Genomic DNA, 9,308 nt, shown 5'->3' with positions numbered 1-9,308 from the left:
CGAGGATCGGCACGGTGGCCCCTTGGCAAGGCGGACGACGAAGAGCGCACTGGATCGTGCGTTCGAGGAGGACAACACGGCCGGGGGGTCACCGGGGCGACCGCAGTAGATGCACCTATCCGCGCGCCCTCTTAGAGGGCCCAACGGCGAGGGCCCCGGTTTCCCGGGGCCCTGTCAGCGGTGACGGTGGGATTTGAACCCACGGTGGCTTGCACCACACTCGCTTTCGAGGCGAGCTCTTTCGGCCGCTCAGACACGTCACCGCCGACAAGGGTAACGCGGGGCTCCCGGGGGCACCAAATCAGCCCTCATCAGCGGCCCTGAAGGTTCCCTGCCTGTCGGCCAGCGCGGTCGCGAGGCCCTCGATGAGTTCCAGCTGGTGCAGCCGCGCGCGCCAGGCCGTCGGGATGCCGCCGACCCCGTGGAAGGCACCGGACAGCGCCCCGTGGATGGCCCCGACGGTGTCCGCGTCGTCGCCGAGGTTGACGGCGAGCCGCACCCCGGAGACGAAGTCGTCCGTCGCGTCAAAGGCCCACAACGCCGCCTCCAGGCTGTCCAGGACGTAGCCGCTGGAGGAGATCTCCTCCCGGTCGCGGTCACGGAAACCGCCCGCCAGGATCTCCGCCAGCCTCGACGTCGTCACGTCGTCGGCGCGACGGGCGGCCAGCTCGTAGAGTTCCGGCTTCGACGCCCCCGCCACCGCCGCTGCCAGCAGCTCCCCGAACACCGAACAGGCCTCGACGCAGGCCTTGGCGGGATGGGTGGTGCGGGAGTGCTCGCCGCTCAGCCGGGCGGCCCGGTCCGGCTCCCGCCAGAAGGCCAGGGCGACCGGGGCGATGCGCATCAACGACCCGTTCCCGGCCGAGCGCTCCCCGTCGTACTCCCGGAACGGCCTCCCCGTCGCCTCGAAGTCGATGAGGGCGGCCGCCGTCTGGTTGCCGATGTCGAAGCAGTGCCCCGTGCTGCTGAGATAGCCCTCCCGGTACCAGCGACGGAACCGGTCGAGCTGGTCGACGGGGTCGAACCCGCCGGTCTCCACGAGGCTCGTCGCCACACACAGCGCCATCGAGGTGTCGTCGGTCCACTGCCCCGGGGCGAGGTGGAACACTCCCCCGCCGACGATGTCCGTCACCTCCGGACAGGAATCGCGGGGCTGGAACTCGACGGTGGTGCCGAGGGCGTCCCCCACGGCCAGTCCGAGCAGGCTCCCCATGATCCGGTCGGCCACCACGGCGGCCCCGGATCCCCGCCCTGAGAACAGATCGTTGTTCATGAACCCACCTTAGAGGGTGCGCGGATAGGCGAATCCGCTATCCGTGCACCCTCTCCCGGAGGTTTGACACCATCGGCGGCGGCTGGTGCCATGGGTGCATGACTGGCCGTTCCCGTGTCCGCGCCGCCGACGTCGCCGCCGCGGCGGGGGTCTCCCAGACGGCGGTCTCGTTCGTCCTCAACGGCCGCGACGCGGGCAACATCTCGCCCGTGACCCGGCAGCGGGTGCTCCAGGCGGCCGAGGAACTCGGCTACCGACCCAACCACGTCGCCCGGAGTCTCAGGCAGCGCAGCACCTCCTCCATCGGGCTGGTCACGGACGGCGTCGCGTCATCCCCCTTCGGTGGTCGCCTCCTTGCCGCCGCCACCGAGACCGCCGACGCCGCCGACCACGTGCTGCTCGTGATGGACCTCGACCACCGAACCGGCCGCGTCGACGACGCCATCGCCGACCTCGAGCACCGCCAGGTCGACGCCGTCATCTACGCAACCATGGGGTTCACCCAGCTGGGTGAGGCCCCCGCCTCGCGGATCCCGCTCGTGCTGGCGAACTGCACCTCCCCCGACCCCGGCACCAGCTCCGTCAGCCCCGACGACGCGGGGGGAGCAGTCGCCGCGCTGGAGCACCTGGCGGGTCTCGGGCACCGCGAGATCGTCATGCTGGGCGGCCACCACGATCCGACCCTGCCGGAGGCCGAGGCGGGCAACGTCTCCGGCCCGATCCGCTGGGAGGCGTTCCGGCAGGCCGCGGCGGAACGGGACATCGCGGCACGCCTCCACACGCGGGGCTGGGAGATCAACGACGGCCACGCCGCGGCCCTCGACGTGCTGGACGTGCCCGCCGGCGAGCGTCCGACGGCACTGTTCGCGGTCTGCGACCGGGTCGCCACGGGGGCGCTGCTGGCCGCGGCGAAACTCGGTCTGGACGTCCCCGGCGACCTCTCCGTCATCGGCTTCGATGACCAGGAGACGCTGGCCGAGCGTCTGGTCCCGGCGCTCACCACCGTCGCCCTCCCCCACGCGGCGATGGGTGAGGCGGCGGTGCGGCTGGCCCTCGACACCTCGACCCCCGCGGAGCAGCTGGTGCTGCCGTGCCCGCTGGTGATCCGGAACTCGACGGCACCGCCGCGCCCCGAACGCTGAGTCACGGCACCGTCGGCACCACCTTCCTGACCTCCACCGCCCCCTCGTCCTCGACGGTGAGGGTCCACGGCTCGTCGTGACGCCAGGTCGCCGGGACCCCGCCGGGTCGGTACAGCTCCAGGACCGCGCCGTCGACCCACAGCTGCGCCCCGCGCGCGACCGCCACCTCGCCGAGCTCCGGGTGCGTCAGCCGCACGCCGTCCCCGACGACCTTCACCAGCCAGCGACGATCCGCCAGCAGCGTCTCCCCCGTCGCCACGGGCTCGATGTCTCCGGTCAGGGCCGCGGCCGCGACCGGATCGACGTGGCTGACCACCACCCCGTCGACCAGCCCGAGGCGACGCGGCAGCGTGAGACATCCGGCGTGGTCCCTGACCGCGGGGTCCTGGCCCTCCTGCCGGATCCAGCCCATGAGCAGCGGCTCACCGTCGGCGAGGGTGACCTGGGGGGCGTAGAAGTCGGCGCCGTCGTCGAGGAGGTGGGTGGACTCGGCGACGAAGCGCAGCCCCTCCCCGTCGGGCACGAGGTCGCCGACGGCCGCGACGACCTCGCCGAGCACTCCCCGGTCGTGAAGGGAGACCACCAGCACCCACCGACCAGCCAGGGGGAACAGCTGCGGGCACTCCCAGACATCCGCCGCCCCCGCGCCGTGACGGATCGCGTCCTCCCCCGCGAGCACCCCGAGATGACGCCACACCAGCTCATCGGTGCGGTCGAAGAGCAGCACCGCAGGCGACCCGTCGCGCATCCCCGCGCCCAGCACCGCCAGCCTGCGACCCTCGTGCTCGAACACGAACGGGTCCCGCATGATGGCCACCCCGTCGTCCCACGGGGTCTCCCCGACGACGACGGGCGGCCCCCACTGACTCAGGTCGGGGCTGCCCCAGCGCAGGCACACCGTCGACTGGCCGGACGCCTCCGCGACCCCTGAGTAGACGACGGCGGGGCGGTCGTGGCCGGGGACATGCACCCCCGACCAGCAGCCGAACGCATCCGGGCCGCCGGGGGTCGGGGAAAAGGCGACCGGGTGGAGCCGCCAATGGGCGAGGTCGTCGCTGCTGGCGTGTCCCCACGCGATCGCCGCGTGGGCGGGGGCGGCCGGGTTGTGCTGGAAGAACACGTGCCACACCCCGTCGACGCGGGTCATGCCGTTGGGGTCGTTGAGCCAGCCGCGGGCGGGTCGCAGGTGGTAGGAGGTGGTGGGCGCGGTCATGGCGCTCCTTTCAGCGGTGCGAGCCCGCGGTCAGGCCCTCGCGCAGCGTCCGCTGCCCGAAGACGAAGACGAGGAAGGCGGGGATCATCGAGATGACCACGCCGGCGAGAACCGTGGCCACGGACCCGGTCCCCATGTTGCCCTGCAGCGACACCAGACCCAGCGGGAGGGTGAAGTTCTGCTCGCTGATGGTGAGGATGAGCGGGCGGAAGAACTCGTTCCAGTGGTAGTTGAACGCGAGGATCCCGACGATGGCCATGCCGGGCACCGCCAGCGGCGCGTAGATCGACGCGAAGGTCCGCCACGGGCTGGCCCCGTCGATCTGGGACGCCTCGCCGAGTTCAGCGGGCAGCCCCAGGAAGTACTGCCTCATGAGGAAGGTGCCGAAGGCGGTGGGGATGGCGGGCAGGATGAGGGCGAGCAGGGTGTCGGCCAGGTTCATGCCACGGATGAGCATGAACACGGGAACGATCGTGACCTGCATGGGCACCATCATCGTCGCGAGGATGAGAGCGAACAGCAGGTTCTTCGAGCGGAACTCGAAGCGGGCGAACACGTACCCGGCCATGGCGGCGGACACCATCTGACCCACCGCGATGAGCGCCGTGACGAGCACGGAGTTGAGGATGAGCAGCCACATGTCCACCTCCTCGAACACCGCCTGGTAGGACGACAGATCGAGGCTCGACGGCACGAAGGAGCCGTCCGGGGACAGCGACTCCGCGGGTGGGCGCATGGAGGACAGCACCGTCCAGATGACGGGCGCGAGGGTGAGGAGGCTGGCCAGGGCCAGCACGACGTAGGTGGCGATCTTCTTCATCTCGGACTCCTCAGCCGTAGAACACGAAGCGACGGGACAGACGGAACTGCAGCGCCGTGACCAGCATGATGAGGATGGTCAGGACGATGCCGATGGCCGAGGCCTTGCCGAACTCGAGCTGCTTGAACGCCGACTCGTAGATCACCATGACGGCGGTTCGGGTGGAGTCACCGGGGCCGCCCCGGGTGAGGACATAGGGCTGGTCGAAGATCTGCAGGGCCGAGATGATCGCCATGACGGAGGCGACCAGCGTGGTGGGGCTGACCAGGGGAAAGGTGATCCGCCAGAACTGCTTCCAGCTCGTCGCGCCGTCGACCTGCGCCGCCTCGTAGACCTCCTTGGGGATCGAGGCGAGTCCGCCGAGGAACAGCAGGAACGAGAACCCGAAGTTCTGCCAGACGTAGACGAGCACCACGACGACCATGGCCCCCTGCGGCGAGGTCAGCCAGGGAACGTTGCCGATCCCCACCTGGTTGAGCAGGTGGTTGACGAGGCCGAAGTTCTCGTTGAACAGGTAGCTCATGATGATCGACACCGAGGCCGCCGACAGGATGAGGGGGAAGAACAGCACGGAGCGGAAGAACGACTTCAGCACGTTGGGCATCCGTGTGTTGACCAGCACCGCAAGTCCCAGCGCGATGGCGAGCTGCAGCGTCACCGCGACCACGACGAAGCCGATGGTGTTGAGGAAGGAGACGCGGATCGTCGGGTCACCGGCGATGGCGACGAAGTTGTCGAGACCCGCGAACTGGGGGTCGGTGATGATGTCCCACTTGAAGAAGGCGAGGACGATCGAGGCCAGGATGGGCAGGAAGGTGAACAGCCCGAGGCCGATGATCGTGGGGGCGAGGAACAGCCAGATGAGGAGTTTGCGTTGCATGTCACGCCTCCAGGGCACGGGTCAGGTCCTCGTCGAGCCGCGAGAGCGCCCCGGGGAGCGCGGCGGCGGAGCCGGTGACGGCCCCGAGGACGTTCTTGATGAGGGCGGTTTCGACGGCGGCCTGCTGCGGCGGAGCCGGGATGGGGGCGCAGGGGTGCTTCTCGAGGGTGTCGTAGAACACCTTCCAGTGCTTCGGCCCCTTCTCGGCGTACAGCTCGTCGTTGCACATGGAGCGTCGGGTGGGGGTGGTGTTGGGGTCGGGGAAGGCCAGTTCCATACCCTCGCGTGAGGTGCAGAACTTCACCCACTCCCAGGCCTGATCCTGGCGGGTTGAGGTCTTGAGGATGGCGTACCCGGCGGCGCCGAACTGGTGCCGTTGGCTGCGCCAGCGGGGGAAGAAACCGACGTCGTAGTCGTCGGGGGCGAGGCCGGCCTCGCTCAGTCCCTGCACCCAGAAGCCGCCGGCCGGGGTCATGCCGATGGCCCCGCCGGAGAACTGGCCGACGAGCTCGTTGCCGCCACCCTGGGCGGGGCTGGTGCCGAGCCCCTCCTCGACGAGGGCGCGGACGAAGTCGAAGGACTCGGCGACGCGGGGGTCGGAGGCGTTGGAGCCCTGCCACAGGTAGCCGCCGGAGAGCTTGCCCTTCTGGTCGGGGTAGAACCGGTCCCAGAGCCAGTCGCCTCCCGGCACCCGCTCCTCGGTGAGGAAGCTGGTGTCGTTGATGTAGAGCCAGGGCACGATCCCGCCCCACAGACGGTTGGTCCAGTAGAACGGGACGAAGGCCTGGTCGGAGGCCTGGCGCATGGCCCGGGCGATGGCGAGGAAGTCCTCGTGGGTCCAGTCGTCGGCGGGGTGGTCGATGCCGGCCCGCTGCATCGCGGCGGTGTTGAAGTAGATGTTGGCCGCGTTGAAGTCGATGGGCATCTGGTAGAGGGAGCCCTTGTACATGAACGCCTCGATGAGGCTCGGGTGGACGTCCTCGAAGTAGTCCTGCACCTCGGCCGCGTCGCGTTGGATGAACGGGTCGAGGGGGGCTGCGAGTCGCTCCGCGAAGAGTTGGGCGCCCTCGGTGGCGACGACGCAGACGTCCGGCGGGGTGCCTGCGGCGACCATGGTGAGGATCTTCGCGAAGAAGTCGGCCCAGTCGGCTCCTTGGATGGCCTGGAGCCGGACCGGGATGTCGGGATGGTGGACGTTGAACGCCCTGACCAGCGACTGGCGGGCCTCGGCGTCCTGGTTGGTTCCCAGAATGGCGATGGACAGGGCGTCGTCGTGCCGCCCGGGGATGTCCGCGCCGGTGAGTCGTGGCCACTGGCTGCCGAGCAGGGCGAGGGTGCCCAGCCCTGCGGCGCCGGCCAGCACCCCCCGTCGAGTGATTCGAGTCATCGTTGACCTCCGGCCTAATTCGATTTAGGTCCTTCAAGTGTGCGCCCTCGCCCCGGATTCGTCAAGGGGTCGGCGGCCACGCCGGTCACGAGCTGCAGGCTCCCCACGACTCCCTGTATCGGTGAACCCCGTCCACGGGAACCTCCCGGTCCCGGACGGATCGTGACGAGGAACTCGCCCACCCGAGGATCCTCGTACCTATACTCACAGAAAGGCTCCACCTCACAGGTCAACGACGACGACGGGAGACACCATGCCTGACATCAAGCTGCACATCCTGCCCACCGGTGTGATGGAGTGCGACCTCACCTGGCTGCTCCTCCAGGCCGGGAACACCATCCGGCCGCGGCAGGACAAGGACAAGCCGACCCCGTGGGGTGAGGCCCCCACCCACGCCGTCCTCATCGAACATCCCGACGGGGTGCTGCTGTGGGACTGCGGCGTCCCCCGCGACTGGGAGACCCGCTGGGCGCCGACCGGATTCCAGGACTACTTCCCCGTCATCGATGACCCCGAGGGCCCGGGCTACCTCGACGGGGCGCTGCGCAGCGTCGGCTTCAGCCCCGAGGACGTCGACCTGCTGGTGCTGTCCCACCTCCACTTCGACCACGCCGCCAACGCGAAGGACTTCGACAACGGCCGCACCCGGATCCTCGCCAACGACAAGGAGATCGAGGGCGCCATGGCCATCGAGGGGGTCTTCAAGGGCGCCCACCTCGTCAGCGACTACAAGGGCCTCGACATCGAGGCCGTCTCCGGCGACGTCGAGATCCTGCCCGGCGTCTCCGTCATCGAGACCCCCGGCCACACATGGGGCACGATGAGCCTCAAGGTCGACCTGCCGGAGTCCGGCACCTTCATCTTCACCTCCGACGCCGTCTACCTCGGCAACGCCTGGGGGCCGCCCGCCGTCGGGGCCGCGATCGTGTGGAACAACCTCGCCTGGCTGGAGTCCGTCGAGAAGCTGCGCCGGATCGCCGAGAAGACGGATGCGACGGTGATCTTCGGCCACGACGCGGAGCAGTACCGTCAGCTGAGGCTCGCGCCGGAGGGGTGCTACTCCTGATGATCAGCTACGACGTGATGTGCACCAGCAGGCACCGCACAGAGGTGCGCCTGGCGTCGATGTTCGACGACAACCCGCCCTGCCCCACGTGCGGCGGGGCGACGAGCCGGGTCCCGGCCGCCGCCAGGCTCGGCAACCGTGCCGACGCGGGGTCGTCGCGGGAGGAGATGCCGAACACGTGGCACGGCATCGGCCGGGGCGACAAGGACACGATCCGCCACTGGCACCAGCGGATGACGGCGCGGGAGCGGCTGGAGGAGAAGTACCCGGAGCTGGCTGGGGATCGGCGGCCGGTGCTGGCCCACGAGGGGGTCTTCCACGACCGCCCCCTGCGCGCGGGCGACGACCTCGCCCCCGCCGTCGCCGCCGCGACCTTCGAGAGGACACCCACCACGACCAAGGAGAAGACATGCTGACCAGGGGTGCTGTGCTGGAGGAGATCGGCCGTTCGCGTCCCTACGCGACGTCGCGGCCCATCTCGATCAGCGAGGTGGAGCTCGCGGAGCCGGGCCCCACGGAGGTGCTGGTGCGGATCGAGGCGGCCGGGATCTGCCACTCGGACCTGTCGGTGGTCGACGGGAACCGGGTTCGTCCGGTGCCGATGCTGCTCGGCCACGAGTCGGCCGGCCGGGTGGTGGCCGTCGGGTCCGAGGTGACGGATCTGCGCATCGGGCAGCGGCTCGTCATGACCTTCCTGCCCCGCTGCGGGGAGTGCGACGGCTGCCTGACCGACGGTCGGCTGCCCTGCGCCCCCGGGAGCGTCGCGAACAACGAGGGCACCCTCATGTCGGGCGCGCGACCCATCACCCGCGACGGCGAGACGGTCCACACGCATCTCGGGGTGTCCGGGTTCGCCGGGCACGCCATCGTGGACCGTCGCAGCGTCGTCCCCGTCGACGACGACGTGCCGCCGGAGATCGCGGCGGTGCTGGGCTGTGCCGTCCTGACCGGCGGCGGGGCCGTCCTCAACGCCGCCGCCCCGCAGCCGGGCGAGTCGATCATGATCCTGGGGCTGGGCGGGGTCGGGATGGCGGCACTCATCACGGCCGTGGGTCGGGGGGTGGAGCGGATCATCGCCGTCGACACCCTCGAGGCGAAACTGGAGCAGGCCCGGGAGATCGGCGCCCACGAGACCTTCACGCCGCAGCAGGTGGTGGAGCAGGGGATCAGGGCGGACAAGGTGGTCGAGTGCGCCGGAAACGCCCGCGCCTTCGAGACGGCGTTCACGGCCACCCGCTCCGGCGGCACGACCGTCACGATCGGGCTGCCCGCCCCGTCGGCCCGGGCGGAGCTGTCGCCGCTGCTCATCACCGCGGAGGCCCGCACCATCGTCGGCTCGTACCTCGGGTCCGCGGTACCATCACGGGACATCCCGGCATACGTCGAGATGTGGCGGGCCGGGCAGCTTCCCGTGGAGAAACTCATCTCCCATCGCATCCGGCTCGACCAGATCAACGAGGCCATGGACGAGCTGGCCGAGGGCCGGGCCGTCCGACAGATCATCCTCATGGATGAGGAGGAGTGACG

General features: G+C 70.0%; 9 protein-coding genes and 1 tRNA gene. 4 read left to right on the top strand and 6 right to left on the bottom strand.

The genetic code is table 11. The features are described from left to right. Positions 1–178: 178 nt before the first annotated feature. Together EII35_RS05705 and EII35_RS05700 are read right to left on the bottom strand one after the other, a co-directional pair. Positions 179–263 (bottom strand) — tRNA-Ser (locus EII35_RS05705). A 38-nt stretch (positions 264–301) separates the two neighbouring features. Further along, positions 302–1,273: an ADP-ribosylglycohydrolase family protein gene (locus tag EII35_RS05700; RefSeq protein WP_125227489.1), complete on the bottom strand. Its 972-nt coding sequence runs from the start codon at positions 1,271–1,273 to the stop codon at positions 302–304. Between the two features lie 98 nt (positions 1,274–1,371). Here EII35_RS05700 and EII35_RS05695 point away from each other — a divergent pair, with 98 nt between their 5' ends. Further along, the gene (locus EII35_RS05695; RefSeq protein ID WP_125227488.1) at positions 1,372–2,415 is read left to right on the top strand and encodes a LacI family DNA-binding transcriptional regulator; all 1,044 of its coding nucleotides are present in this window, start codon (positions 1,372–1,374) and stop codon (positions 2,413–2,415) included. Between the two features lies 1 nt (position 2,416). Here the strand turns inward: EII35_RS05695 and EII35_RS05690 are convergent, their stop codons facing one another. From EII35_RS05690 to EII35_RS05675, 4 genes are read right to left on the bottom strand one after another with little or no spacing between them, the layout of a single operon-like run. Continuing rightward, positions 2,417–3,628: a glycoside hydrolase family 32 protein gene (locus EII35_RS05690; RefSeq protein ID WP_125227487.1), complete on the bottom strand. Its 1,212-nt coding sequence runs from the start codon at positions 3,626–3,628 to the stop codon at positions 2,417–2,419. Between the two features lie 10 nt (positions 3,629–3,638). Next, positions 3,639–4,448: a carbohydrate ABC transporter permease gene (locus EII35_RS05685; RefSeq protein WP_125227486.1), complete on the bottom strand. Its 810-nt coding sequence runs from the start codon at positions 4,446–4,448 to the stop codon at positions 3,639–3,641. 10 nt (positions 4,449–4,458) lie between these two features. Beyond that, a complete protein-coding gene (locus EII35_RS05680; RefSeq protein WP_125227485.1) occupies positions 4,459–5,328 on the bottom strand; it encodes a carbohydrate ABC transporter permease in 870 nt (289 codons plus the stop codon). 1 nt (position 5,329) lies between these two features. Further along, a complete protein-coding gene (locus EII35_RS05675) occupies positions 5,330–6,715 on the bottom strand; it encodes an ABC transporter substrate-binding protein (RefSeq protein ID WP_125227484.1) in 1,386 nt (461 codons plus the stop codon). Positions 6,716–6,968: 253 nt separating this feature from the next. On the opposite strand from EII35_RS05675, the gene EII35_RS05670 reads away from it, so the two are divergent. The 3 genes from EII35_RS05670 to EII35_RS05660 are packed head-to-tail and all read left to right on the top strand — an operon-like array spanning position 6,969 to position 9,306. Next, positions 6,969–7,781: an N-acyl homoserine lactonase family protein gene (locus EII35_RS05670; protein ID WP_125227483.1), complete on the top strand. Its 813-nt coding sequence runs from the start codon at positions 6,969–6,971 to the stop codon at positions 7,779–7,781. Further along, positions 7,781–8,197 (top strand): zinc ribbon domain-containing protein, encoded by a 417-nt coding sequence (locus tag EII35_RS05665; protein ID WP_125227482.1) that lies wholly within the window; start codon positions 7,781–7,783, stop codon positions 8,195–8,197. The genes EII35_RS05670 and EII35_RS05665 overlap by 1 nt, the downstream gene beginning before the upstream one ends. Further along, a complete protein-coding gene (locus EII35_RS05660; protein ID WP_125227481.1) occupies positions 8,191–9,306 on the top strand; it encodes an alcohol dehydrogenase catalytic domain-containing protein in 1,116 nt (371 codons plus the stop codon). The genes EII35_RS05665 and EII35_RS05660 overlap by 7 nt, the downstream gene beginning before the upstream one ends. Positions 9,307–9,308: the final 2 nt, after the last annotated feature.

This window comes from Arachnia propionica (genome assembly GCF_003932785.1).
Lineage (GTDB): Bacteria > Actinomycetota > Actinomycetes > Propionibacteriales > Propionibacteriaceae > Arachnia > Arachnia propionica_B.
The sequence above is the reverse complement of the archived record's forward strand: the minus strand, read 5'-3'. Positions and strand labels throughout refer to the sequence as shown.

Excerpts from the sequence above, each read along its gene's own strand:
- EII35_RS05670 (WP_125227483.1), top strand. The coding sequence starts at position 6,969 with ATGCCTGACATCAAGCTGCACATCCTGCCCACCGGTGTGATGGAGTGC.
- EII35_RS05680 (WP_125227485.1), bottom strand. The coding sequence starts at position 5,328 with ATGCAACGCAAACTCCTCATCTGGCTGTTCCTCGCCCCCACGATCATC.
- EII35_RS05695 (WP_125227488.1), top strand. The coding sequence starts at position 1,372 with ATGACTGGCCGTTCCCGTGTCCGCGCCGCCGACGTCGCCGCCGCGGCG.
- EII35_RS05685 (WP_125227486.1), bottom strand. The coding sequence starts at position 4,448 with ATGAAGAAGATCGCCACCTACGTCGTGCTGGCCCTGGCCAGCCTCCTC.
- EII35_RS05690 (WP_125227487.1), bottom strand. The coding sequence starts at position 3,628 with ATGACCGCGCCCACCACCTCCTACCACCTGCGACCCGCCCGCGGCTGG.
- EII35_RS05665 (WP_125227482.1), top strand. The coding sequence starts at position 7,781 with ATGATCAGCTACGACGTGATGTGCACCAGCAGGCACCGCACAGAGGTG.
- EII35_RS05700 (WP_125227489.1), bottom strand. The coding sequence starts at position 1,273 with ATGAACAACGATCTGTTCTCAGGGCGGGGATCCGGGGCCGCCGTGGTG.
- EII35_RS05675 (WP_125227484.1), bottom strand. The coding sequence starts at position 6,715 with ATGACTCGAATCACTCGACGGGGGGTGCTGGCCGGCGCCGCAGGGCTG.
- EII35_RS05660 (WP_125227481.1), top strand. The coding sequence starts at position 8,191 with ATGCTGACCAGGGGTGCTGTGCTGGAGGAGATCGGCCGTTCGCGTCCC.